At 69.7% G+C, this 23851-nt stretch carries 20 protein-coding genes and 1 CRISPR repeat array; of the genes, 3 read left to right on the forward strand and 17 right to left on the reverse strand.

Going from position 1 to position 23851, the window contains the following annotated elements; all coding sequences use genetic code 11:
- Positions 1–202 precede the first annotated feature (202 nt).
- From ABZ717_RS22970 to ABZ717_RS22980, 3 genes are all read right to left on the reverse strand, one after another.
- On the reverse strand, positions 203–1345 hold the full coding sequence (locus tag ABZ717_RS22970) for a homoserine O-acetyltransferase (protein ID WP_358513839.1): 1143 nt from the start codon (positions 1343–1345) through the stop codon (positions 203–205).
- On the reverse strand, positions 1342–2658 hold the full coding sequence (locus ABZ717_RS22975) for a bifunctional o-acetylhomoserine/o-acetylserine sulfhydrylase (RefSeq protein WP_358513841.1): 1317 nt from the start codon (positions 2656–2658) through the stop codon (positions 1342–1344). Before ABZ717_RS22975 ends, ABZ717_RS22970 begins: the two co-directional genes overlap by 4 nt.
- 235 nt (positions 2659–2893) lie before the next feature.
- Positions 2894–6061, reverse strand: coding sequence for a BTAD domain-containing putative transcriptional regulator (locus ABZ717_RS22980; protein ID WP_358513843.1), 3168 nt, complete (start codon positions 6059–6061; stop codon positions 2894–2896).
- A gap of 98 nt (positions 6062–6159) precedes the next feature.
- Here ABZ717_RS22980 and ABZ717_RS22985 point away from each other — a divergent pair, with 98 nt between their 5' ends.
- The 3 genes from ABZ717_RS22985 to ABZ717_RS22995 all read left to right on the forward strand — a co-directional run bounded on the left by ABZ717_RS22985 (position 6160) and on the right by ABZ717_RS22995 (position 11018).
- On the forward strand, positions 6160–6744 hold the full coding sequence (locus tag ABZ717_RS22985) for an NAD(P)H-dependent oxidoreductase (RefSeq protein WP_358513845.1): 585 nt from the start codon (positions 6160–6162) through the stop codon (positions 6742–6744).
- 24 nt (positions 6745–6768) lie between these two features.
- Positions 6769–8301 (forward strand): MFS transporter, encoded by a 1533-nt coding sequence (locus ABZ717_RS22990; RefSeq protein ID WP_358513847.1) that lies wholly within the window; start codon positions 6769–6771, stop codon positions 8299–8301.
- A 233-nt stretch (positions 8302–8534) separates the two neighbouring features.
- The gene (locus tag ABZ717_RS22995; RefSeq protein WP_358513849.1) at positions 8535–11018 is read left to right on the forward strand and encodes an ATP-dependent Clp protease ATP-binding subunit; all 2484 of its coding nucleotides are present in this window, start codon (positions 8535–8537) and stop codon (positions 11016–11018) included.
- 53 nt (positions 11019–11071) lie between these two features.
- On the opposite strand, the gene ABZ717_RS23000 is transcribed toward ABZ717_RS22995, so the two are convergent.
- The 14 genes from ABZ717_RS23000 to cas7e all read right to left on the reverse strand — a co-directional run bounded on the left by ABZ717_RS23000 (position 11072) and on the right by cas7e (position 23782).
- The gene (locus tag ABZ717_RS23000) at positions 11072–12163 is read right to left on the reverse strand and encodes a glycoside hydrolase family 5 protein (protein ID WP_358513851.1); all 1092 of its coding nucleotides are present in this window, start codon (positions 12161–12163) and stop codon (positions 11072–11074) included.
- Between the two features lie 195 nt (positions 12164–12358).
- Positions 12359–12538 carry a hypothetical protein gene (locus ABZ717_RS23005; RefSeq protein ID WP_358513853.1) on the reverse strand — a complete coding sequence of 60 codons (180 nt, stop codon included), beginning with the start codon at positions 12536–12538 and terminating at the stop codon, positions 12359–12361.
- Between the two features lie 72 nt (positions 12539–12610).
- On the reverse strand, positions 12611–13774 hold the full coding sequence (locus tag ABZ717_RS23010; RefSeq protein WP_358513855.1) for an SDR family oxidoreductase: 1164 nt from the start codon (positions 13772–13774) through the stop codon (positions 12611–12613).
- A 168-nt stretch (positions 13775–13942) separates the two neighbouring features.
- The gene (locus ABZ717_RS23015) at positions 13943–15814 is read right to left on the reverse strand and encodes a PQQ-binding-like beta-propeller repeat protein (protein WP_358513857.1); all 1872 of its coding nucleotides are present in this window, start codon (positions 15812–15814) and stop codon (positions 13943–13945) included.
- 69 nt (positions 15815–15883) lie between these two features.
- Positions 15884–16531, reverse strand: a complete 648-nt coding sequence (locus tag ABZ717_RS23020) for a VOC family protein (protein WP_358513859.1) — start codon at positions 16529–16531, stop codon at positions 15884–15886.
- A 40-nt stretch (positions 16532–16571) separates the two neighbouring features.
- Positions 16572–17033: a PPOX class F420-dependent oxidoreductase gene (locus ABZ717_RS23025; protein ID WP_358513861.1), complete on the reverse strand. Its 462-nt coding sequence runs from the start codon at positions 17031–17033 to the stop codon at positions 16572–16574.
- A gap of 82 nt (positions 17034–17115) precedes the next feature.
- The gene (locus tag ABZ717_RS23030; RefSeq protein ID WP_358513885.1) at positions 17116–17901 is read right to left on the reverse strand and encodes an endo alpha-1,4 polygalactosaminidase; all 786 of its coding nucleotides are present in this window, start codon (positions 17899–17901) and stop codon (positions 17116–17118) included.
- Positions 17902–18302: 401 nt separating this feature from the next.
- The gene (locus tag ABZ717_RS23035) at positions 18303–18485 is read right to left on the reverse strand and encodes a type II toxin-antitoxin system HicA family toxin (RefSeq protein ID WP_358513887.1); all 183 of its coding nucleotides are present in this window, start codon (positions 18483–18485) and stop codon (positions 18303–18305) included.
- A 35-nt stretch (positions 18486–18520) separates the two neighbouring features.
- Positions 18521–18754 (reverse strand): HicB family protein, encoded by a 234-nt coding sequence (locus tag ABZ717_RS23040; protein WP_087101350.1) that lies wholly within the window; start codon positions 18752–18754, stop codon positions 18521–18523.
- Between the two features lie 101 nt (positions 18755–18855).
- A CRISPR array of direct repeats spans positions 18856–19750; the repeat unit is 29 nt; unit sequence GGGTCCATCCCCGCGTGCGCGGGGAGCAG.
- Positions 19751–19841: 91 nt separating this feature from the next.
- Complete coding sequence (gene cas2e, locus ABZ717_RS23045) at positions 19842–20198, reverse strand: type I-E CRISPR-associated endoribonuclease Cas2e (RefSeq protein ID WP_358513863.1); 357 nt, start codon at positions 20196–20198, stop codon at positions 19842–19844.
- Entirely contained in the window at positions 20195–21130 is a 936-nt protein-coding gene (gene cas1e, locus ABZ717_RS23050; RefSeq protein WP_358513865.1) for a type I-E CRISPR-associated endonuclease Cas1e, read from the reverse strand. Before cas1e ends, cas2e begins: the two co-directional genes overlap by 4 nt.
- Positions 21130–21864, reverse strand: a complete 735-nt coding sequence (cas6e, locus tag ABZ717_RS23055) for a type I-E CRISPR-associated protein Cas6/Cse3/CasE (protein ID WP_358513867.1) — start codon at positions 21862–21864, stop codon at positions 21130–21132. The genes cas1e and cas6e overlap by 1 nt, the downstream gene beginning before the upstream one ends.
- Positions 21864–22598 (reverse strand): type I-E CRISPR-associated protein Cas5/CasD, encoded by a 735-nt coding sequence (cas5e, locus tag ABZ717_RS23060; protein ID WP_358513869.1) that lies wholly within the window; start codon positions 22596–22598, stop codon positions 21864–21866. Before cas5e ends, cas6e begins: the two co-directional genes overlap by 1 nt.
- Positions 22595–23782, reverse strand: a complete 1188-nt coding sequence (gene cas7e / locus ABZ717_RS23065) for a type I-E CRISPR-associated protein Cas7/Cse4/CasC (protein ID WP_358513871.1) — start codon at positions 23780–23782, stop codon at positions 22595–22597. Before cas7e ends, cas5e begins: the two co-directional genes overlap by 4 nt.
- Between the last annotated feature and the right edge of the window lie 69 nt (positions 23783–23851).

Below are 23851 nucleotides of genomic sequence, written 5' to 3' on the forward strand. Positions count from 1 at the left end.
TCAAGGCCACTAACCCCATCGTCACAGAACCCGACATCGCCTTGACGCGTGCGGTGCGGGCGGCAACAATCACGCGGCGGGGAAGGAGGGAGAACCCACCCCCACCCCGCCAGACCACCGGAAGAGCCCCGACCCCAGGCGCCCCACCCACACACCCGACGACGACAGGCGAGGCCAGATGGCCCCGGCCCACCGCCCCGGCTTAACCCTCCAAAAGCTCTTTGACCAGGCCTGATACCTGAGCGGCCTCGATGAGGAAACCGTCGTGCCCGTAAGGTGAATCGATCACTCGCGCCCGGCCGGGGACCGGGAGCATGCGGGCGATCTCGTCCTGTTGGGCGAGCGGGTACAGGTGGTCGCTGGTCACGCCCGCGACGATGGTCCGTTCGGGCATACGGGCGAGCGCGACGGGAACGCCACCACGCCCACGCCCGACATCGTGACCGTTCATCGCCTGGGTGAGCAGCACGTAGCTCGCGGCGTCGAAGCGACCGACGAGCTTGCCCGCCTGGTGGTCCAGGTAGGACTCCACGGCGTACCGGCCGCCCTCGGCGGGGTTCTCGTCGCCTTGGGCGTCGCGGCCGAAACGTGTGTCGATCTCCTCGGCACCCCGGTAGGTGACGTGCGCGATGCGGCGGGCCACACCGAGTCCGTCCACCGGGCCCCGGTCGGTGTCGTGGTAGTCGCCTCCGGCCCAATTCGGGTCGGTCTGGATCGCGCGCAGTTGTGGCGCGGCCCAGGCGATCTGCCAGGCGGTGGTGGCCGCCGGGCAGGCCAGGATCAGGGCGCCACGCACCCGGTCGGGGTGGGTGGTCGCCCACTCCAGGGCACGCATGCCGCCCATGGATCCGCCGATGACCGCCGCCCAGGTGTCGATGCCCAGTTCGGCGGCCAGGTGCTCTTCGGCCCGTACGGTGTCGCGCAGGGTGATGCGTGGGAAACGACTCCCCCAAGGCCGCCCGTCGGGGGCGATCGAGGAGGGTCCGGTGCTTCCCTGGCAACCGCCCAGGACGTTGGGGGCGACCACGTAGTAGCGGTCGGTGTCCAGGGCGAGCCCGGGGCCGACCACCCCCTCCCACCAGCCGGGGCTGAGCTGCCCCGGCCCGACGGAACCCGTCACGTGGGCGTCGCCGGTCAGGGCGTGCAGCACCAGGACGGCGTTGGTGCCCGAGGTGTTCGGGCGCCCCCAGGTCTGGTAGGCCAGACGTACGTCCGGTAGCCGCTCGCCCGACTCCAGCTCCAAGGGTTCCTCGATGTGGACCCAGCGGCGTTCGCCCACCGGATCGCCCTCCCGCCACCCACCGTGGTGGGGACGGGAGGCGAAAGCATCGGATCGCTCGGTCACTGGTGAGCCTTGGCCGCCCGGAAACCGAGTTCGAGGTCGGCTCGCAGGTCGTCGATGTGCTCCAGCCCGACGGAGAGACGGACCAGTCCGGGGGTGGCCCCGGCGGCGGCCTGCGCCTCAGGAGAGAGCTGGCTGTGCGTGGTACTGGCCGGGTGCACGATGAGGCTGCGCACGTCGCCGATGTTCACCAGCTGGCTGAACAGCTCGGTGCCGTCGACGAAGGCGCGCCCGGCCTCCACTCCGCCGCGCAGCTCGAAGGAGAGCACGGCTCCGGCACCCTTGGGCAGGTACTTCTGCGCCTGCTCGTAGAAGGGGCTGGAGGGCAGGCCGGCGTAGTGGACGCGCTCGACCTCGTCGCGGGACTCCAGCCATTCGGCGAGCGCCTTGGTGTTGGCGACGTGCCGTTCCATGCGCAGGGAAAGGGTCTCGATGCCCTGCAGGATGAGGAAGGAGTTGAGCGGGGCGATGGCCGCGCCGGTGTCGCGCAGCACCTGGACCCGCAGTTTGGCGGCGAAGGCACCGGGGCCGAGGGCCTCCCAGTACTTGAGGCCGTGGTAGCTGGGGTCGGGCTCGACGAAACCGGGGAAGCGGTCGCCGTGGGCGCCGAAGTCGAAGGTGCCGGCGTCCACGACCACACCGGCGACGGTGGTGCCGTGGCCGCCGAGGAACTTGGTGGCCGAGTGCACGACGATGTCGGCGCCGTGCTCGATGGGCCGCAGGAGGTAGGGCGTGGGAACGGTGTTGTCCACCATCAGCGGGACACCCACCTCGTGGGCGGTGTCGGCGACCGCGCGCACCTCCAGGACGTTACCGCCGGGGTTGGCCAGGCTCTCGGCGAAGTAGAGCTTGGTCTCGGGGCGGGTGACGGCGCGCCACGCCTCGGGGTCGTTCTGGTCCTCGACGAAGGACACCTGCACGCCGAGCTTGGGCAGTGTGTGTTGGAAGAGGTTGTGGGTCCCGCCGTAGAGCAGGGGGCTGGAGACGATGTGGTCGCCGGCGCTGACGAGGTTGAGGATCGCGGCGGTGATCCCCGCCGAGCCGGAGGCGAAGGCGACCGCTCCGACACCGCCCTCCAGGGCGGCCAAACGCTGCTCCAGAACGTCCTGGGTGGGGTTCATGATCCGGGTGTAGATGTTGCCCGGCTCGGCCAGACTGAACAGGTCCGCACCGTGCTGGGTGTCCCGGAAGACGTAGGAGGTCGTCTGGTAGATGGGCGTCGCCCGCGCGTTGGTGGCGGGGTCGGGCTCGGCCCCGGAGTGGATCTGCTGGGTCTCGAAGGACCAGGACTGCTCGTTGGTGCTGTCGGTGCTCAAGAACGGACTCCTACAAAAACAGACCGAATGGGTAGGGAATCACCGCGAGGCTAGCATCGACACCGGTCAGGTGGCCAGTAGTCACACAAAGTCCGCAGTGTTCTCCTCCTGTGACAGTGATCATTCAGATTCGGTCGGCACTGACGACCAGAGAGGGGATCGCCGGGAACAGGCGTCCTGAGGCCGCGCGCCCACGCTGTTCATGGGGCCCATCCTCTCAGGTGGGCCTTCGGGATCACCGGCCGGCATCGCCGATCAACTCGGCGACCACCTGTGGCAGGGCACTCCCACGGCCCTCCCGCAATGCCTTTTCGAAGGCCACCTCTTCCAGGTCGGCGCGCAACAGCGTTTCGACGCGGTCGACGTCGCCGCGTTCGGCGGCGGGCATGGGCGCCCCGGAGGACTCGCGTGCCCGGGTCGCGACGCCCAGCAGACGTGCGGACTCTTCGAGGCGTCCGGTGAGCGTGTACGCCCCGGCGATCCCCTCCAGGGCCAGGGCGATGGCTCGCGTGTCATCGGTGCCGTGTGCCGTGACCAACCCCTCGGTGTGCAGGCGTAGCGCCTCATCGGCGTCCCCGCGCAACTCCGCGACGAACCCCAGTTCGCACAGGGTCAGCGCGGTGCCGGGCCACCACCGCACCCGCCGCGACCAGTCGACCAGTTCGGTCAGATAGGCCTCCGCCTCGTCGAGCCGGCCCCTGCGGCGGGCGGACAGCGCCAGTCCCATCTGGGCGTGTTGACGTTCGGCGATACCGCCTTGGCCCCGGACCAGGTCGGCCGAGCGGCGATGGAGCGCGTCGGCGCGGTCCAGGTCGCCTTCCAACAGGGCCAGACGTCCCAGCCCGGACAGCGATCCGGCGACCTCCACCGTCAGGTCCAGTTCCTCGGCGTCCGCCAGGGCGGCCTCGTGCAGACGACGGGAACGCCCGTACTCGCCCCGGATCTCGGCGAGGACCGCCAGGACCCCACGGGCGTTCATCCCACCCCAGGAGTCGCCGAGTCGCTCGAACAGGTCGAGCGCCTCACGGCCCTGCCGTTCGGCGCGGGCGAGGTCGCCGCGCCCCAGGGTGTGGGAGGCCTGGGCGACCAGCGCGGCGGCCAGGCCCCAATCGTCACCGTGTTCGCGGAAGGTGGCCGGCGCCAGGCCGACGAGTTCCTCGCTGACGTCCTGATCGCCCCGGCTCTGCAGGGCGAGCCCGAGCATCAACGCCAGTCGGGCCCGGATCAGGGGTGTTTCCGGGCCCGACTCCAGGGCGGCGCGGGCCCGTTGGGCGTGGTCGTGGCCGATGTCGTTGAGGATCTCGAACACGGTGGTGGTGGCCTCGACCGTCGCGTGGAGTCCCGGGTGGGCGTCGGCGCCGTCGACGACGCGGGCCAGGGTGAGCACGCGCAACCCCTCCCGATAGCGGCCGCGCAGGTACCAGGACCAGGTCAGACCGCCCGCCGTCTCCAGGGCGGTCTTCGCTTCGCCGACGGCGACCGCGTGGTCCACGGCCGCGTACAGGTTCGCCGCCTCGGCGTCCAGACGCCGGATACCCCGCCCTTGGTCCGGACCGAAGAGGGTGGCGTGCTGTTCCTCGGCCAGGTGGGAGAAGTGGCGGGCGTGCCGGTCCCTGAGCGCTCGGGTCTCCCCCGCCTCCGCCAGACGCGCGCGGGCGTAGTCGGCGATGGACTCCAGCAGGTGGTGGCGGATTTCGCCGGTGCACGGGTCGACGGTGGCGGCCACCAGGGAGCGGTCGACCAGACGGGTGAGGGGGTCGAGCACATCGTGGTCGGGGTCGGCGCAGACCGCCTCGGCGTCCTCGGGGTGCCAGCCGCCGGTGAACACCGACAGGCGGCGCAGCAGGACCCGTTCCCGCTCGTCGAGGAGGTCCCAACTCCAGTCGATCATGGCGCGCAGGGTGCGCTGGCGCGGGGGAAGGTGGCGCTGGGCGGTGGCCAGGAGCCGGAAACGATCGTCCAGGCGGCACAGCACCCCGTGCACGCCCAGGGCCCGGATCCGAGTGGCGGCCAACTCCAGGGCGAGGGGGATGCCGTCGAGTCGGCGGGTGAGTCGGGCGACGTCGGGGGCGTTGGTCTCGGTGAGCTCGAACCCGGGGCCGGCCGCGCGGGCGCGCGCCACGAAGAGTCGCACGGCGGCGTACTCGTGCGCTTCGGCGGGGTCGGAGACGGACGGGGGGACGGGCAGCGGGCCGACCGGGTGCAGGTGTTCGCCGGGCACCCCGAGGGGTTCGCGGCTGGTGGCGAGGACGCGCAGGTCGGGCAGGCGGGCGAGCAGGTGGGCGGCCAGGTCACCGATCGGTTCCAGGAGGTGTTCGCAGTTGTCGAGCACCAGGAGGGTGTCCTGGCCGGTCAGTCCGCGTACGAGGCGTTCACGGGTCCCGCCCTCGCCCTCGTCCCGGAGACCGAGGGTACGGGCGAGGACCTCGGCCGGATCGGCTCCCCTCGCGTGCGCGGCGTACTCGACCATGTGGGTGTCACCGTCGAGTTCGTGGGCCAGGGCGGTGGCCAAACGGGTCTTGCCGACCCCGCCGAACCCGGTGAGGGTGACCAGTCGTTCGTGGGCCAGCAGGGACCGGATCCGGCTCAGGTCGTCCTCTCGCCCCAGCATCTCGGTGAGGGGCCTGGGCAGGCGTCGCCGAGGGATCCCACCACCGCCGGATTCCTGGCGGAGGATACGTGTGTGCAGGTCGGTGACCTCGGGGCCGGGGTCCACGCCCAACTCCTCACGAAGCCCGCGCGCCAGGTCCGCGAAGAGGCGCAGGGACTCGGCCCGACGTCCGTCCTCGTTCAGGGCACGCATCCGTGCGGCGACCAGGCGCTCGCGCAGGGGATTCTCCGCCAGCGGTTCGCTCAGGTCCCGCGCGACCTGCCGGTGTTCACCCAGGTCGAGGCGGGCCAGGGCGTACTCCTCGGTGGCGGTGAGCCATTCCTGTTCAAGGCGCGCCCGGGCGGGTTCGGTGAACGTCTCGTCCGCGAGGTCGGCCAGAGCCGGACCGCGCCACAGCTCCAGGGCCCGGGCGAACAGTCCGGCGCGTGAACCCGGGTCCTCGGCGGCGCGGGCCCGGGCGACCAGCACCTGGAACCGTTCGGCGTCCACCGCTTCCTCCGCCGTGTGGAGCAGGTAGCCGGCCGAGCGGAAGCGGACCCGCTCCCCCGCGTCGGGTTCGGCGGCCGACAAGGCGCTGCGCAAAGCCCACACCTTGCGTTGCAGGGCCCGATCGGGTCGCAGCGGCGCGTCGCCGAACCCCCACAGGTGGTCGACCAGGGTGTCCACGGGAACCAGGCGTCCGCGGGCCAGGAGGAGAGCCCCCAGCAGGACGCGCACCTTGCGTTCGGGGACGTCGACGGAGGCACCGTCATCGGTCCGGACGATGAGTGGTCCAAGCACACCGAAACGCATGCACTCACCGTACCGAGTGCGAGGCGAGGGTGTTCCGAGTGCGGCTCGGACGAGGGTGGGGGCGATCGATCGAGAGCCCGAGAAGGAATGTGGTGAACATGGGACCGCTCAGGATGGTCGTCATCGTCGGCAGTGTGCGCGAGGGCCGGTTCGGGCCCACACCCGCCCGGTGGTTCGTGCGGCTGGCCCGCGCCCGCCCGGACATGGAGGTGGAGGTGGTCGACCTGGCCGACGTGGACCTGCCGCTGCGCATGGTGGAGGAGTCCCCGCTCCCCCCGGACGTCGCGGCGCTGGGTCCACGTCTGGCGGCGGCCGACGCGTTCGTCCTCGTCACACCCGAGTACAACCGGAGTTTTCCCGCCTCGGTGAAGAACGCCATCGACTGGTTCCACGACGAGTGGGCGGCCAAACCGGTGGGTTTCGTTTCCTATGGCGGGATCTCCGGCGGTGCCCACGCGGTGCAGCAACTGCGTCCGGTCTTCGGGGAGCTGTGCGCGGTCCCGGTGCGCGACTGCGTCCACGTCGCCGACTTCTGGGAACTGTTCGACGCCGACGGTGGCTGGCCCGCGGACGATGAGCGGAGCAAGGGGGCGGCGCAGGCCGCCCACGGCATGCTCGACCAGCTCACCTGGTGGGCGCACGCGCTGCGCGATCGTCGTTCCCTCACCCCGCATCCCGCCTGACCCGGAAGGCGAACCATGAGTTCCGTGAGAGAGAATCCACTCCGCGCCGGCCGGGCCGCCTGGCTAGGTCTGGCCGTACTGACCCTGCCCATCTTCATGATGGCCAACGACGTGTCCGTGCTGTTCCTGGCACTGCCGGCGATCGGCGCGGACCTGCAACCACAGGCCACCCAGTCCCTGTGGATCCTGCACGTGGGAGAGCTCCTGGGCGCCGGGTTGGTCCTGACCATGGGCCGGCTCGGTGACCGGGTGGGACGCAGACGCCTGCTACTGATCGGATTGGCGGCCTACGCGGCATCCTCCACCCTGGCGGCGTTCTCCCCCGACCCGGCCACGTTGATCGTGGCGCGGGCGCTGATCGGCGCGTCGGTGGCGACCATCTCCCCGTCGACACTGTCGCTGTTGCGGTCGATGTTCCCCGACCCCGGGCAGTTCGCCACGGCGGTGGCACTGAACCTGAGCGCGTTCTCCGTGGGCATGGCATTGGGGCCGCCCCTGGGCGGGCTGCTGCTGGAGTTCTTCTGGTGGGGTTCGCTGTTCCTGGTCAACGTTCCGGTGGCACTGTTGGCGCTGGTCACCCTGCCGTTCCTGCTACCGGAGTACCGCGACCCGAATCCGGGGCGCATGGACGTGCCCAGCGTGCTGTCGTCCACGGTGGCTTTGGTGTTGCTGGTGTACGGGCTCCAGGAACTCGCCGCGCAGGGATCGCGGCCGTCGCTGCTCGCCGCCGTCGTGGTGGGTTCGGCGTTGCTGTGGTGGTTCGTGCGACGGCAGCGACGCTTGAAGGACCCGTTGATGGACCCGGGCATGTTCGCCCGCCCGATCTTCGTGCTGGCGGTGACGATGTGCTTCCTCATGCTGCTGGCCGCCGCCGGCACGGACCTGTTCCTGGTGCAGTACCTACAGTCGGTGTTGGGGATCTCCCCCGGCCTGGTGGGAGCGCTGCTCATCGTGCCCGCGGTGGCCGGTTTCGTGGGCACGATGCTCACCCCGGTGTTGATCCGATTCCTGACCACCGGCGTGGTGGTCGGCGGCGGAATGTTGGTGGCCGTGTCCGGGTTGGCGACGATCCTGTGGGGAGCCGGCACGGGCAGCGCCTGGCCGCTGATCCTGGGCACCACGGTGACCTCGATCGGCGGCGCTCCGGCGATGACGCTCGGCAGCCAGTTGGCGTTGTCCTCCGTGCCGATGGAACGCACCGGTTCGGCCTCGGCCGTCACCGACGTGGCCGCGGGCCTGGGACAGACGCTGGGGTTGGCGTTGATGGGCAGTCTGGGCCTGCTCGTGTACCGCACGAGTCTGTCGGGGGCGTTCACCGGTGACGTTCCCGAGGCGGCTCGGGGAAGTATCGGCGGTGCCCTGGCGACCGCCGACGACCTGGGCTCAACGGCCGGGGCCGCCCTGCGGGAGGCCGCCGCGTCGGCGTTCGGGCTGGGCCTTCAGGTGACGGCCGGGGCCGGCGGTGTCCTGTTGGCGGTCGCGGCCGTGGTGATGATGGCGGTGCTGCGCGGACACCGTGCGAACGAACCGGAGGAGGCCGTGGAACGGGTCGGTTGACCCCCTACGTCGGGGAGATGGTCGACGCGTTCCATGGTGACCCCCTTACCGGTGGGTTACCCGAACCACCCCGCCTTGCACGTGTGGGCCGTGGGGGTCCTGGGGAGTGTGGAGACAGGGATGGCGGACGGCCTCGCCGGGCCTCCGCCACCGCCCGACAAGCACTTGCTCGCCAGGGCGAGCACGCCACCACCGCGGCCTGTCACCACATGCACGAGGGACGAGACGATCTGATGACGAACGACTTTCCGGACGGCCCGGGTGGAGAACCCGGGTCCTTCGACGAGTTCCTGGCCAGGTTCCTCGGCGCCCGCGGACCCGTCCGCCGCGTCGACCTTTCCAAGCTGATGAGCCCCGAGGCCCGCCAGGTCGCCGACGCCGCCGCCCGGCGCGCGCTGGAGAACGGCGGCGCCGACGTCGACTCGGTCCACCTATTGTGGGCGCTGCTGCACTACCCGCCCACCCGCAAGCTCGTGGAGCGCGCCGGAGCGGACGCCAAGCCACTGGAGGACGTCATCGAACAGGCGGTCGCCCAGGCCCCGCGCGCGGTGCGCGGGTCGGCCCGGCTGACCCCGTCGGCCAAGCGGGCACTGCTCGACGCCCTGCAGATCTCCCGGGCCACCCGGAGTCCCGCCATCGTGCCCGAGCACATCCTGTTCGCGTTGGCGGTCAACCCCGACCACCCGGTCGGTCAGCTACTGCGCGACCAGGGTGTGAACCCCGAGTCGCTACAGAACGCGGCCGGGCCGGCGCCTTCCGCCGAACAACCCGAAGCCGAGCCGTCGCGGACGCCGACGCTGGACGAGTTCGGTACCGACATGACCGCGCTCGCCCGCGAGGGGCGTCTGGACCCCGTGGTCGGCCGCGACGACGAGGTCGAACAGTGCATCGAGGTGCTGGCCCGGCGGCGCAAGAACAACCCCGTGCTCATCGGTGACCCCGGCGTGGGCAAGACCGCGATCGTGGAGGGCATCGCCCAGCGCATCTTCGACGACGACGTCCCCGACGTCCTGCGCGGTCGGCGCCTGGTCCAACTGGACCTGTCCGGGATCGTGGCGGGCACCCGCTACCGGGGCGACTTCGAGGAGCGGCTCAACGGCATCGTCGAGGAGATCCGCGCCCACTCCGAGGAACTGCTCATCTTCATCGACGAGATCCACACGATCGTCGGCGCGGGCGCCTCGGAGGGTTCGACCAGCGCCGGGAACATGCTCAAACCCGCGCTGGCCCGCGGTGAGCTGCACATCATCGGTGCCACGACGGTGGACGAGTACCGCAAGAACGTGGAGAAGGACGCGGCGCTGGAGCGTCGCTTCCAGCCCATCCTGGTGCCCGAACCGTCGGTGGAGGACACCGTCGACATCCTGCGCGGGCTGCGCGACCGCTACGAGGCGCACCACCAGGTGCGGTTCAGCGACGAGAGCCTGGTGGCGGCCGCCGAGCTGTCCGACCGCTACGTCACCGACCGGTTCCTGCCCGACAAGGCGATCGACCTCGTCGACCAGGCCGGTGCGCGGGTCCGGTTGCGGTTGAAGACCTCCAGTACGGGGCTGCGCGAGTTGGAGACCCGACTCAAGGAGTTGGAGGAGCAGAAGGAGAGCGCGGTCCAGGACGAGGACTACGAGAAGGCTTCCCGGCTGCGCGACGAAATCCACTCCGCCAGGAGCGACATGCACCAGGCGCGCGGAACCGGGTCGGCCGTCCCCGAGGTGGAACCGGCCGACATCGCCGAGGTGGTCTCGCGCAGTACCGGCATCCCGGTGTCACAGCTGACCCAGGAGGAACGGGAGCGGCTGGTCAACCTGGAGGAGGTGCTGCACGACCGGGTGATCGGTCAGGACGAGGCGGTCACCGCGGTGTCGGAGGCGATCCGCCGCAACCGGGCCGGGCTCGGCGACCCGGATCGTCCGGTGGGCAGCTTCCTGTTCCTGGGGCCGACCGGTGTGGGCAAGACGGAGCTGGCCCGGGCCCTGGCGGAGGCGCTGTTCGGCTCCGAGGAGGCCATGGTCCGGATCGACATGAGCGAGTTCCAGGAGCGGCACACCGCCAGCCGGCTCACCGGCGCCCCTCCCGGGTTCGTGGGGTACGAGGAGGCCGGTCAGCTGACCGAGGCGGTACGTCGCCACCCCTACTCGGTCCTGTTGCTGGACGAGGTGGAAAAGGCCCACCCGGACGTGTTCAACCTGCTGCTACAGCTGTTGGACGACGGTCGGCTCACCGACGGTCAGGGCCGGACCGTGGACTTCCGCAACACCGTGGTGATCATGACGAGCAACCTGGGGTCGGAGGTCATCACCGGCGGTGGGCCGATGGGGTTCACCGACGGCGGGCAGATGGACGCCGACACCGAGCGCCGGGTGATGCGCCGGCTCAAGGAGGAGTTCCGGCCCGAGTTCGTCAACCGGATCGACGAGGTCATCGTGTTCCAGCAGTTGGGCGAGGACGAGATCGCGCAGATCACCCGCCTGATGCTCAAGCGGACCGAGGAGCGGTTGGCGGCGCAGGAGATGTCGATCCGCTTCACCGACGCGGCGGTGCGGTGGCTGGCGGAGAAGGGCTACCAGCCCGAGTTCGGCGCGCGGCCGCTGGCCCGGACCATCCAGCGCAACATCGGCAACCGGCTCTCGCGCATGGTGCTGGATCAGCAGGTCGGAGCGGGTGACCGGATCATCGTGGACGTGGATCCCGTGGGCGAACTGACCATCGCCACCGAATAGGCAACGGGCCCCGAGGACCGCTTCAGGTCCTCGGGGCCCGACGTCGCGTGGGATCAGGCGGACAGGCCGCTGGTGCGGATCTGGTCGCGGATCCACTCCCCCGCCGGCTTGAGCGAGTCCGTGCCGGTGAAGGGGCCGCCCGCGTCGCAGGTGCCGGGCTCGAAGACCGCGCCGGAGCGGACGTCGTCCGAGTAGTTCCAGTTCACCCAGCTGATCTGTTCCCGGTCCATGAGGTCGAGGTAGCGCTGGGCGGAGTCGAAGTCGTCGCCGCCGTCACCGGTGTGCTCCTGGGTGCCGAACTCGGTGACGAACAGTGGCAGCTCCTGGGTGGCCCGCTCGAAGGTGTCGTAGTGCCCGCCCCCGTGCGAGGCGGCGTAGAAGTGGTAGACGTACATGATGTTGTCGGCGTCCACCGGGTCATCGAGGATCTCGGTGTGGTCCGAGCCCTCGGACACGCCCAGCGACGACCACGCGCGGGTTCCGACGAGCACGAGCGCCTCGGGATCGGCGTCCCGGATCACCGGGATGACCTGCTCGGAGTAGCCCTTGATCGCGTCCCAGGAGACACCGTTGGGCTCGTTGGCGATCTCGTAGAGCAGGTTGTCCTTGTCAGCGTGGGTCGAGGCGATCTCGGCGAAGAAGTCGCGTGCGAGGTCGGTGTTGACGTTCGGGTCGCCGGGGGTGAGCATGTGCCAGTCCACGATGACGTACAGGCCGCGCTCGGTGCCCTCTTCGATGAGTTCGTGCACCCGGTCGGTGAAGCCGCGCGGGTCGGTCTCGTAACCGCCCTCCTGGATGTACATGGACACGCGCAGCACGTCGGCGTTCCAGTCGTCGGAAAGGGCGTCCAGGGAGACGTCGGTGAGGCAGTGGTCGAACCACTGCAGACCGTGCGAGCTCATCCCGGTGAGCTGGACGGTCTCGCCGTTCTCGTCGCAGAGCTTGATGCCGCAGACCTGAAGCCGTCCATGCTCGTCGATGGCGGTGGTCTCGGGTGTGGTGGAGGCCGGGGTGGTGGAGGCGACGGGTTCGGCCCCTTCCAACGCACCGTTGCCGAGCAGGGTGGCACCGAGCAGAATCGCTCCCAGTGCGGCCAGGGACAGGGTGCGGTAGGGGTGCCTGGGGGTGGGACGGTGACGCGCCAAGGTTGTCCTCCAGCGGGGAGCGGATCGGACGCGGTGGGGGCGACGCGGATCCGGAAGGAAGGTTTCCCATTGAAGCTAGGTAGTGGTGGCGCGGCCGTCAAGGGGGGTGACCGAGGGTATTCGCATCGGCCCCGACGTCCCCGTGGGGCGCACCCGGTCGGGTACGCCCCACGATGAGAGCGGTGGAACCCCGCCTCAGGCGGGTTCCGGTTCGGGTTCGGGCCCCGGTGGTTCCGGGACCGGTTGGGGCTCCGGCACCGGGTCCGGGCTCGGTTCCGGCGGGACCGGTTCGGGCGGCATCGGCGCCGGTGGGAACGGGTCCGGTGGCATCGGGTCGGGCTGTCGTAGGGCCCGTTCCGCCAGGTTCACGCTCATCCGACTTCCTCCTCTCCTCCGGCCGTCTCGGTGGTTCGTGCTCGGTCCTGCCCGACCGAGGTGAGTTCCGTGTCAGGATCGGGCGTCGGGGTCGGTGTCGCGGGGCCTGCCCCTCTCCCCGCGCGAGGGCTGGTTCAATCGGTGTCCCGCCCGGTCGTTGAGCACACCGACGGTGTCGATCAGGCGACCGATCCGGGAGTCGGCGGCCTCCGAACCATGGCGCTCCACCGCTATCCCCGGTGCCCTGGGCAGCAGGCGGCCGACCACGCGCAGGGCCCGCTGGGTGAGCCCGGGGGCCACCCCGTGCACCGCCAACCCGATCCTGGTCACCGGTGTGAGGATGAGGAACCCGCGCCCGCTCGCGGCGGCCCGCACGATGGCGCGGGCCGCACGTTCGGCGCTCACGCTGAGCAACGGCAGCCCGGCGGCCAACGCGAACCAGGCGTACTCGCGTTCGGGATCGCCGGAGAAGAGCACGCCCTTGTGCGAACCGGTGCGCATCAGACCCGGCACCACGGTCAGCACCCGCACGCCGGTGCCGCCGGTCTCGGCGGCCAACCCCTCCGACAGCGCCGCCCAGGCGCGTTTGGCCACCGAGTACGGCAGCATGTGCGGCACCGACAGGTAGGCGCCGATCGAGGTGACGTTGACGACGGTGCCGCCGGTGCCGCGCATACGTTCGACGGCGGCGCGGGACAGGTGGAACGGGCCCCAGAACATGATGTCCATGGCCTGCGCGAAGTCCTCGTCGGCGATCGTCTCCTGCGGGCCCACCCGCATGACGCCGGCGCTGTTGACCACCACGTCCAGCCGGCCGAAGCGTTCGACGGCCGCGTCCAACAGAGCGTCGACCGCCTCCGGGTCGCCGATGTCGCAGACCACACCGTGGGCATCCACGCCCCGTCCGGTGAGTTCGGCGACGGCACGGTCCAGTCCCTCACGCCCCCGGGCGCAGATCACCACCGAGGCACCGGAGGCACCGAACTCACGGGCCATCTGCAGCCCCAGACCGCGCGAGCCACCGGTGACGAGCGCGACCTTGCCGCGCATGCTTCGGGCGCGGCGACGTTCGGACAGGGCCGAGACCCCCACCCCCAGGGCGGCCCCCGTGGCGCCCCAGGCGAGGAGTTCGGCGTTCTGTCGGATCGGCGACGGCGGCGGTTCGTGGCGGCGACGGTAGCGGCCCCACGCCCATCGGACACCGGCCAGTGCCAGGGCTCCCTTCAGGCGGCTCATGGGCGCCCCCGTTCCACAGGAGAGTGGCGGCGGGTGTGCGACATGTGTTCCCCTGTTCGATCGGGTTCGTGGGAGGAGGTTGTGGGTGCTGCGGTACCCGGCGGCCTCGGTGGGAAAACCGTGGCCGGCGAGAGTTGGACGAACCCGGGAACGCGCCTCGACCGGACTTCAGGGCACCAGACCATGGACCGGGGGAAGGCCGTCGTCCTGGTACCCGGCGGGGACGTAGGTGACGACCGCTCCGGAGACCGCGACGAGACTTTGGCGGTTCCTTCCGTGGCGGTTGTCGGGGTCGAAGAGACGTTCGCCGTCGAACCGGATCCAGCGCGGTGTGCCCGCGCGTTCGCTGTCGGTGTCCTCCGTCGGGACGGCCAGCACGGCGCGATCGCCCTCTTCGATCCCCGCCTCTTCGACCTCGCTCGTCCTCCGCTCGTTGACGGCGGAGACCAGCGCACCTTCCAGCACGGCGGTGGGGCCATCGAGGTAGTGGCCGATGTTCCACTCGACCTCGACGCTGGAGACGACCTCGCCGTCGGAGTCGGACTTCTTCAGCCGTCGAGGCCCGAGCGCCTCCGGCTCGTTCTGGGCGACCACGGCACCCTCGGTGTCGGCGGCCAGGGTGCCGGGGGCCATCTCGTACTGGTGGTACTCCTGCTCAGGATGGTCTGGGACGACATCGACCGGCTCTCCGGTGTTCAGGCCGAACAGACTTTCCCCGGCCGCGACCACGGGGTCCCCGTCGCTCCACGTCCTAGGCCGAACGATGTCGGCGTCGTCCCACTCCAAACGTCGGGACGGCTCCACTTCCGCACGCCAGAGCTCATCACCGGTCGTGGTGTCCAGGACGACCAAGGTCCGCTTCGCGTCCTCGGGCCGCCCCACTCGGTCGAGGGCCAGCGTCAACCCGATGTCTCCACTCTCCAGATCACCATCGTCGAAATGTTCCTCGTCCAGGCAGGTCCTGGAGACCAATAGACGGTCGCCGTACAGTCGCGTCCGCACGCTTTCCCCGGGCAGGCAAACGCGGCCGGTTTCCCGGGTCAGGGGGTACTCCCACTCGGGTTCCGCGGAGTCGAGGTCGTACCCCACCACGGAGCCGCCTCCGTCGTCTTCCTTGACCTCCATCATCCGATCGGCGTTCACGTGCCGCCGGGAGTCAGCGTCCTCGTGTTCGGGCAGCGTCGCCTCCCGGACGATCTCGCCGGTGGCGGTGTCCAACACGAGGATGGTGCCTGGTGCCGCGCGGCCCTCCCGGTGCATGAAATAGACGTGCGACTCGTCCCCCCGGACGAACCCGAACCCGAGGATCTCGGAGTAGGAACGCCGGTAGGTCCACAACTCTTCTCCGGTGGCCCCGTCCAACCCGACGAAACCGTCCCCGTACCGAACGACCGGGCCCCGGAGGCCGCGTCCCACATCCTGGATCGGCTGTTCCGGCTCCCAGGACCACCCCACCCGGGTGACGTCGGTGGGGAACGGAGCGGGTTCGCCCGCAGCCGCGACCCGGTGTTCGACTTCCACCCAGGTGGTGAGCACCGGGGTCAGGGCAGTGACCATGAGCAGGGCCGTCGCACCGGCGACCAGGCCACCGAGCAGGGCCTTCCAACCACCACCGGTTACCGTTATGGGAGCGAAGACCAGCAGCACGATCCCCAGCACGACCGCGCCGATACCGCCCCACACCCCGAACGCTTCTGTGAGGTACAGGCCACCTTCGGACACGGACGATGCTACGTAGTGGGTCGGGAAAGCCCACCAGGCCAACCCCATGGCCGTGGCGGCGACCAAAAATCGGAGCACGAGGCCGGCGGCGGATCCTTGGTCTTCGTCATCGGCCGGTGCGGAGCCTCGGTCGCGTCGGATGTTGATCCGCACCACCGGCACCATGAACGCCATGAAGAGCAGCAGGACCACAGGGATGGTGAAGTCCTCCGCCGCCTCGGAATCGATCCCGGCCAAGCGGACCACGGTCAAGACCACACCCCCGGCCATGGTCGCCATCCCGGCCCATCCGAGCACGCCTGCGTTCCGCCCGCCCACGCCCCACTCCCTGTCCACTTGTGCCCTGCTTGTCACCGTTCGTACGCAGGGAGCAGCCTATGATTCGACTCAGCGCAGGACGAACTCGCCCTTCGGTCCACGCAGGACCGCCTCAAGCAACGGACTGGAGCCTTCGGTGAGGTCCAAGTCGACGCCGAACGCGGACAGGGCCGGGGCGAGGCGGGCCGGCTCGGGGTGTTCGGCGCGCAGGGACACAAGTTCCAGGGTGGGCAGGTCCCCCAGGCCGGGCTGCGGCGTACTCCCCCAGTCGATGAGGAAGGGCACCGGCTCGGGGTAGGCCTCGGGTTCCCGTTTGGCCAGGTGCCAGCGAAGGACATCGCCCTCGGGGGTGGCCCGGGACCAGGGTTCGACGTCACCGGGATCGTGCCCCACGGCGCGGGCCCGCTCCACCACCGTGGTCAGGTCCTCGTCGACCCGGGCCGCGAAGGTCGCCAGGTGGGGGCGTTCCAGGTCGGCCAGACCGAACACCCGCACCGGACCGGGGTCGGCGCGTTCGGGGTCCGGACCCACGATCTCCAGGTAGTGGGGCGCGCGCTCACCGTTCACCGTGAGAGCGACCAGGGCGTTGGCCGAACCGACCGGGTGCCGGCCGCCCTGGGACGGAGCGACACCGGTGCGTTCCGCGAAGGCGGATACCGCCGCCGCCAGGTCCGGGACGGCGTAGACCAGGTGGTCGAGGGTGCCGGGGAAGCTCATAGGTGTCCCTTCCGAGTCGCACTCACCGTATAGGAGCTGATCAGGCCTTGTCGGCAGGGAACCCTCCGGTGGCGATCGGCCCCCACCGGTCGGGGGTGACGCGGACCAACGCCTTGCCCTGCTGCCGCATGGCCTGCCGGTACTCGTCCCAATCGGGGTGTTCACCGGCGATCACCCGGAAGTACTCGACGAGGGGTTCAACGGCCTCCTCGCCGTCGAGGACCTCGGCGGCGCCGTCCACCTGAACCCAGGGGCCATCGAAGTCGTCGGAGAGGACGACCACGCTGACGCGGGGGTCCTTCCGGGCGTTACGGGCCTTGGCGCGCTCGGGGTAGGTGGAGACGACGATGCGGCCTTCGACGTCGACCCCGCAGGTCACCGGCGAGGCCTGGGGCGAGCCATCGGCCTTCCGGGTGATGAGCAGCGCGTGGTGTCGAGGACGAACGAAGTCCAGGAGTTCGTCGCGGTCGACCTTGGTGTTGGTGGCGATCTTGCGGGCCATGTTCTCGCTTCCCCGGGTATGCATTCGGTAGCCCCGAAACTACCCGGGTCGCTTCGGCCGAACCTCGTGCCGTTCCGAGGGGTCAGCAGGCGTCGAACACGTGACCGGGTTCGGACTCCGGCACCAGGTCGAGGTCGCGCAGGATCGTTCGCGTGGGCGGACCGGAGTCGCACACTTCGACGAAGGAGGTTCCTGCTTCCTCCAGGTCCTCCGGGTACTCGATGGCGAGCACCTTCTCCTCGCCGTAAACCCGCGTGTAGCCGTCGCACTCCGACCATGCCCCGCAGGACTCGGTGATGGCGAAGTCGAAGCCGACCTCTTCCTTGCCCCGTTCGGCCTCCTCCACCGTGTTCTTCTGCGCTGCTTCCATACCCCGCTCATGTGTCAGGGCCACGAGGTCGACCGCCAGCGCCAGGTTGTCGTCGCTGGTCAGCGCTTCATCGGAGCGCAGGTAGGAGTCAAGGTTGTCGAACTCGACGGCGTCGAACCCCGCTTCAGCGCATCGGTCGATGGTTTCGGTGAGCGCCTCCGCGATGCGTTCACGTCGGTCCGAGGTCGAGGTGTCCAGGAGGAACTCGTCCGGCCAACCCGGATCCGCCACCGGGTCCCCGTCTTCGTCACGGAGGAGGAGGTCGGGGGTTTCTTGCCAGGAGTCCAGGTCACCCGGCTGTGTCTGGAACCCGTTGACGTAGCAGACCGAGTACAGGTCGGGTTCGGGGTCGGTGGAGGAGTCACGCACCACGATGTCGACCCCCGGTGGGGGTGGGTAGGCCCCGCCGAGTTGGTAGTCGAAGCCGCCTTCCCCGGGAAGGCCGCCTGGACTCCCGGAAGCACAGGCCACAAGGGACGCTGCCAGCCCCACGGACATCAACGCGGCGCGCCCGACACGAGCACCCAAGGTGGTCTTCCCTTCGACCCGGTGAGTGGAAGGAGAGGTCGGCCCCGAACGAGGAACCGCCTCCCCTCACCCAGTCAAGCACCCGAAGACCCCCACCCCACACACAGGGACGTAGCCCGCTCACCGGAAGAACTCCTGGGTCGCGGCCGTGGTCCCCTCCATCCCCGCGTGCGCGGGGAGCAGCCGACATGTCTTCTCCTCCGAAGCCATCCGCCAGGGTCCATCCCCGCGTGCGTGGGGAGAATCGGCTCTCAGCCAGGAGGACGTCCTCCCTATGAGGAAGGGCGTCTCCGGCAACACCTGGGGTGTCCGCTCTGCCCGTTATTGAGCGGCACCAAAAGCAACTCGGCTAGATCCCACCGGACAGGAATTCAAATAAGCTCGCGGAGCCGGTCGGCCGTCATCCCTGTTTTACGTAGAATCGAGGCTGTGGTACCACGCTTTAGCTCCTTATGCAATGGCACTACGACCACCCGAGCTTCGAGTCTCAACACAGCATGACTACCTTTGGTACGAACATGCTCATAGCCGACATTCTTCAGCGCGGCTATCATCTGGAGACCCGAAACGATCGGGATATGGCTTGGACTCACGCAGGCAAGCGTATGTCGATCTCAGTAGCTTTACTGGCGTTTTGACCCAACTGGCGAATGGCCTCTTCGTCTTCCTCGAAGTACAGCTCCAGAGCCTCCGTGAGAGCTTCGAGAGCCTCCTGCTCTGTTTCCCCTTGAGAAGCAACTTCAACGTCCACCGCACGTGCCACAAAGCCCCCGCACTCAGGGTCCGGTGTCAACGTAACGGCCAGATGCAGTACACGGTGCATGAAAGCAACAGTACCTGGGACGATCCACGCTCACCCAGAGAGCCCGAAAAGCATCGTGATCATAGCTCTCAGTACGGCATCCAAAGCCGTGGCCTCTGCCAGGATCCTTCCCCACGTGCGCGGGGAGCAGCTCAAGCAGAACCAGCCCTTCCGTCGGGGCTGGGGTCCATCCCCGCGTGCGCGGGGAGCAGACTAGTTCGGGGTGCTCCTCGGTGGGGGTCCAGGGTCCATCCCCGCGTGCGCGGGGAGCAGCAATAAAGACTGTCAAGGTAGCCCTGACAGTCGGGGTCCATCCCCGCGTGCGCGGGGAGCAGCAATAAAGACTGTCAAGGTAGCCCTGACAGTCGGGGTCCATCCCCGCGTGCGCGGGGAGCAGCGCCAGACCGATCTCCGCCAGGAGCGCGACGAGGGTCCATCCCCGCGTGCGCGGGGAGCAGTGCCGTCGGAGGTGGTGTCGTAAGCTCCACCGGGGTCCATCCCCGCGTGCGCGGGGAGCAGCCCCCCTCCCACCAGGGTTTCGGAACCTCATTGGGTCCATCCCCGCGTGCGCGGGGAGCAGGCCGAGGAGGCCCCGGAGGAAGGGGGCGCGCTCCCGCGAGCGGGTCCATCCCCGCGTGCGCGGGGAGCAGCCGCCGGCTGTTCGCCGAGGTGCCCCGGCACCGGGGTCCATCCCCGCGTGCGCGGGGAGCAGGACGGGCCGAGTAGGCGGGACAGCAGCGCGGCGGGTCCATCCCCGCGTGCGCGGGGAGCAGTTCGGTGGCTACTCGCTGGTCGATCAGCGCTTGGGTCCATCCCCGCGTGCGCGGGGAGCAGCGCACCCCCGACGGTAAGTCGCGCCGTCTGGAGGGTCCATCCCCGCGTGCGCGGGGAGCAGCCGGTTCGGGTGATCGCTGCGCCCGCCAAAGCGGGTCCATCCCCGCGTGCGCGGGGAGCAGTCGGGCTCGGGTCCGGCCGTGTACGTCGAGCAGGGTCCATCCCCGCGTGCGCGGGGAGCAGTCTCGCTGACCTGCGCGTTTACCAAGCAAACATGCTCGAATTTGCAACTAGTTGCGAATTGGACACTCGGAACAAAACGCACATAAGAGAATTACCTCCCGAAACGGCGCCGCTTCGACGCTTTGCTCCAGCCCTTCTTCGGTGGTCCGACGCTCCTCTTCACCGGCTCCTCCAGCTTCCTTGGGCGCTGGATCAGCGTCATGCCCTCATGGTCCACCGGCCGCCAATGATGCTCGAAGGTCTCGAAGGCGAAACCCTGCTCGGTGTCGGTGGAATACACCAACAACGCCCGACCATTACCCGCGTACTGCTGGACCTCGTCCCACAGCACCTGACGGACACGAGCCGACGGCTTACCGATGAACACTCCCGGCGCGATCTGCAACAACCACCTGGTGAGCAACCCACGCAGCCCGACAGGGCAGTTCGTGAGGATCAGCACCGTCACCAGATGACCCCCAGGTTCCGCCCGGACTCGATGTCCGCGCCTCGATCGACCTGGAGCCCGACCCGATCGGCGTCCTCCACGTCCACCCCGGTGGGCAACAACAGCTTCTTGATGTCCCCGACGCACCGGTCGAGCAGCTGGTCCCGATGAATGCGGTCCCGCAGGGCACGCCGGGTCCTGGTGCCGACCTCTTCCGCACCTTCGGCCGCCACGTCGAAGGCCACCGGGATCGCCACGTCCACCTTGTACAGGTCGGCCACGTCGAGCACGAAGGACTGCTCATGCCCCGAATGCACGAACCCAAGCCCCGGCGTACAGCCCAACGCGGCGACCACGGACTGCGCGATTCCGTAGAAGCACTGCGCGGCGGCGGTGACCGCCTGGTTGGGCGCGTCCCCCTCGTCGAACCGCCCGGGCACGTACTTCCGCCCGTGCCACTCGACACCGGTGCGGGCGGCGTTGGCCCGGTAGGCCGCCTTCACCCGGTCGCCTTCGAGCCCCAACAGCTCCCGTCGGCTGCGTCCTTCGACGTCCTCACCGGGGAACCGTTTCAGGTACATGGACCGGGCCACTTCGAGGCGAGTTCGACGGTTGGCCCACGCGGTGGCCTGTGCCTCGACCAGCGCGGAGGACCGGGTGAGGGCGCGGCCTCCGGAGTAGTACCGCACCCCCTGTTCCCCGACCCACACCACACCGGCCCCGCTGTCTCCGAGCAGGGCCATCGCCTGGTGGGTGACCCGGGTACCGGGCCCCAGAAGCAGCACCCCGATGGTCGCCGAGGGCAGGTAGGTCACACCCTCCCCGTCCTCGGCGGTGATCGCGTTGTCCTCACGGTGGATCACGCACCGTTCGAGGTAGACGAAGGAGCTCCGATCACCCACCCGGGTCAGCTCGGCGGGGCTCGACGCCCTCCGTTTACCGGCGGTGGACATCAGTCCACCGGCGCCAGGGTCATGAGTCCACAGCCGTAGGCCTTGGCCCGGCCGATGCCCGAAGTCAACGCCTGGCGCAACGCCTCGGGATCGGTGACGGTCAGCCTCCCGTCGAAGGTCGCCGTGACCACCGGAACCCGCATCCGCTTGCCCTTCCGCTCCGGCCGGGGGTCGGGTTTGTCGAAACCGGCGCTGTCACGGTCGTGCACCATCAACTCGTAGCCGTCGATCTCGGGCAGGGCGGGGTCCGGATCCTTGCGGCGCACCACCTCGAACCCGCGCCGCTCCTGCTTCTTGAGCAACCACCCCGCCTGGTGGCGGGGGGTGACGTGCGCGGTGAGCTTGGTCGGTTCCCCGTCCTTGCGCCGGATGCTGTGCACCGGGTTGGCGGTCAGACGGAAGGCCCAGGTCTGCCCCTCTTCCAGCCTGGACAGGAACCCCGCGTAGTCGTGGGTCCGCCACCAGGTGCCGGGGTCGGCCTTGGGCCACCCGGCCTGTTCCACCAGGTGGGTCAGCTCGGGACGCTCGGGGCTCACCACGTACAGGAACACCTCGGCCTTGGCGTTGCGATCCACCCGCCACAGCACCCGGGGGCCACCCGGCTCCCCGGCCGGAGCTCCCGGGAGGAGTTCGGGAAACCCGCCCAGGACGGCGGCGTGCATCGCCTGAGGAGAGGACAACAACTTGCGGGTGCCGGACCGGTGGGTGTTGAAACGGAATCGGGTCAGGTACATCAGCGGCCTCCCAGCGCGGAGACGGGATCGTGGTCGGGGGGTGAGGTGCGGCGCTCGTACGGGTTGGGCACCGTGACCGAACCGGACCGGACGGCGCGCAGACCGTATCGTCGGTGTCGGGGGTCGAAACTGAGCGGACGGTCGCGCAACGAGTCGGCTCCACCGTCCCTCGGAGAGGCGTCGACCAGGGTGGTCAGCTCGATCTTGGCCCCCTCGCGCCATCCTCGGCGGCGCTGGTACCAGTGACTCGCCCGCCAAGGCTGTCCACGCAACGCCTCCTCGACCGTGCCCGGCTCGGGCGTCCCGAGGTCGAGGGGTCGTGAGGGAGGGCAGGAGCGTCGCCCCAGGTAGGGCAGATAGACCGGCGCGCGCACCGCCCGGTACAGCCGTTCGACCAACTCGGGGTCTCCCTCGACCACGGCCACGAACACGGCGTCGGACAGGTAGAAACGCTCCGAGATCGGCATGGAGACGCCGGTGACCATGTGGTGTGCGGTCTGGTAGTCGCGCACCCGGGTGCCGGGCTGGTCCACCCGCACACCGAAGCGCAGCGCCGCCAGGTCGGACACCTCGGCGGTGCGCTCCCGTCCCAGGGCGGCGGCGAGCAGCCCGACCACCCCGCTCTTGGTGGGCGCGTTCTCCGTGCCACGTCGGGCGAATCGGGAGGAGGAACCCCACGCCTGGAGTGGCCCCGCCAGAACCAGGGGCAGGGTGTGCGTGGCGGGCCCGCTCATGCCGTGGGCGCCTGACGCCGGGCGACGGCGGCGCCGACCTGCTCGACCAGTTCGGGCAGGCTCACCTCGGTTCCCAGACCGGAGAGCTTGGCGGTACGCTCCCCCACCCGGACCACCCAGGTCTCGACGTCGTCGGCGGCCCCGAACGCGCGTTCCACCTCCGGCACGTACTCGGCCAGGCGGGCGCCGGCCTGCGCGACGTGCCCGGCATCGGCCGTGACGGGCTCCTCGAAGGCGCCGACGAAGCTGATGGGCCGTGCGCTGCGCAGCTTCACGATGACCACGTCGGGCAGGGTGTGGTGGCCGAAGGTGTTGATCTTGCCGGTGGGCAGCGACTCCACGAACCCGCGCACGAACGCCTCCACGGCACGGCGCAGCGGTTCGGTGACGGGTTCGTCCTCGCGCAGCCCCTCCCCCAGGTTCCTGCGCAGCAGGTCCACGTCGACGGCCGCGTACCGGTACAGGGTGGCGGAGTTGAACTCCACGGTGCCGATCATGCCGGCGCCGGTCTCCTCCTCGGGGTTCTTGTCGTCGACCGCGGTGTAGTAGTCCGACTCGTTCTCCACCTCGTGCACGCTGATGGCGTGCGCGACCTGGGCGGCGGCGTCCACGTTGATGTCGGCGCCGTCGGCGACCATGCGGCCGAACAGGGCGATGTCGACGGAGTGGTGGGTGTCGGCGATGGACTTGGCGCGGGCCTTGTTGTCCTTGTCCTTGAGGAAGGCCTTGATGTCCTCACGACCCTCGACGGCGAGTTCGGCGAGCCCGTCACGCTGTCGGGCGCTCAGGAACATCAGGTAGGCGGACTCGGGTGCGGGGGCCGGCTCCCCGCTCTTCTTGGCGGCGTCGGCCTTGCGCTTGGGCGGCTCGATCTTGGAGCCGGTGGCGGTCTGGACGGTCTCGGCGGCCAGGGCGAGCGCCTCGGTCTCCTCGATGGAGGGTTCGAGTTCGCGGATGCGCGCGGCGATGAGTTCGGCGACCCGTTTGGTGCGGGTCCCGAGCTCCTGGGGGTCGAGCAGGGCGTCGAAGGCCAGGCGGGTGGCGCGCTTCCAGGCCTGGCTGGAGACCCGGGAGCGGCGGGCGCCGCCGTAGACGGCGGTCTTGGGGGCACCGGTGTCGTCCCGGTTGAGGTTGCTGGGCGGCACGGTCTGCAACACGTGCACGTCGAGAATGGTACGGCTCATGGTGTTCCTCGTCCTGTCGGTACCGAATCTGCGGTGTGCGCGGCGGGGAGCGCTTCGGTGGGGGGTGTC

Source organism: Nocardiopsis sp. NPDC006832, assembly GCF_040635885.1.
GTDB lineage: Bacteria > Actinomycetota > Actinomycetes > Streptosporangiales > Streptosporangiaceae > Nocardiopsis.

Excerpts from the sequence above, each read along its gene's own strand:
- ABZ717_RS22980 (WP_358513843.1), bottom strand. The coding sequence starts at position 6,061 with ATGCGTTTCGGTGTGCTTGGACCACTCATCGTCCGGACCGATGACGGT.
- ABZ717_RS22985 (WP_358513845.1), top strand. The coding sequence starts at position 6,160 with ATGGGACCGCTCAGGATGGTCGTCATCGTCGGCAGTGTGCGCGAGGGC.
- ABZ717_RS22995 (WP_358513849.1), top strand. The coding sequence starts at position 8,535 with ATGACGAACGACTTTCCGGACGGCCCGGGTGGAGAACCCGGGTCCTTC.
- ABZ717_RS23005 (WP_358513853.1), bottom strand. The coding sequence starts at position 12,538 with ATGAGCGTGAACCTGGCGGAACGGGCCCTACGACAGCCCGACCCGATG.
- ABZ717_RS23010 (WP_358513855.1), bottom strand. The coding sequence starts at position 13,774 with ATGAGCCGCCTGAAGGGAGCCCTGGCACTGGCCGGTGTCCGATGGGCG.
- ABZ717_RS23020 (WP_358513859.1), bottom strand. The coding sequence starts at position 16,531 with ATGAGCTTCCCCGGCACCCTCGACCACCTGGTCTACGCCGTCCCGGAC.
- ABZ717_RS23025 (WP_358513861.1), bottom strand. The coding sequence starts at position 17,033 with ATGGCCCGCAAGATCGCCACCAACACCAAGGTCGACCGCGACGAACTC.
- ABZ717_RS23030 (WP_358513885.1), bottom strand. The coding sequence starts at position 17,901 with ATGTCCGTGGGGCTGGCAGCGTCCCTTGTGGCCTGTGCTTCCGGGAGT.
- ABZ717_RS23035 (WP_358513887.1), bottom strand. The coding sequence starts at position 18,485 with ATGATAGCCGCGCTGAAGAATGTCGGCTATGAGCATGTTCGTACCAAA.
- ABZ717_RS23040 (WP_087101350.1), bottom strand. The coding sequence starts at position 18,754 with ATGCACCGTGTACTGCATCTGGCCGTTACGTTGACACCGGACCCTGAG.
- cas1e (WP_358513865.1), bottom strand. The coding sequence starts at position 21,130 with ATGTCCACCGCCGGTAAACGGAGGGCGTCGAGCCCCGCCGAGCTGACC.
- cas6e (WP_358513867.1), bottom strand. The coding sequence starts at position 21,864 with ATGTACCTGACCCGATTCCGTTTCAACACCCACCGGTCCGGCACCCGC.
- cas5e (WP_358513869.1), bottom strand. The coding sequence starts at position 22,598 with ATGAGCGGGCCCGCCACGCACACCCTGCCCCTGGTTCTGGCGGGGCCA.
- cas7e (WP_358513871.1), bottom strand. The coding sequence starts at position 23,782 with ATGAGCCGTACCATTCTCGACGTGCACGTGTTGCAGACCGTGCCGCCC.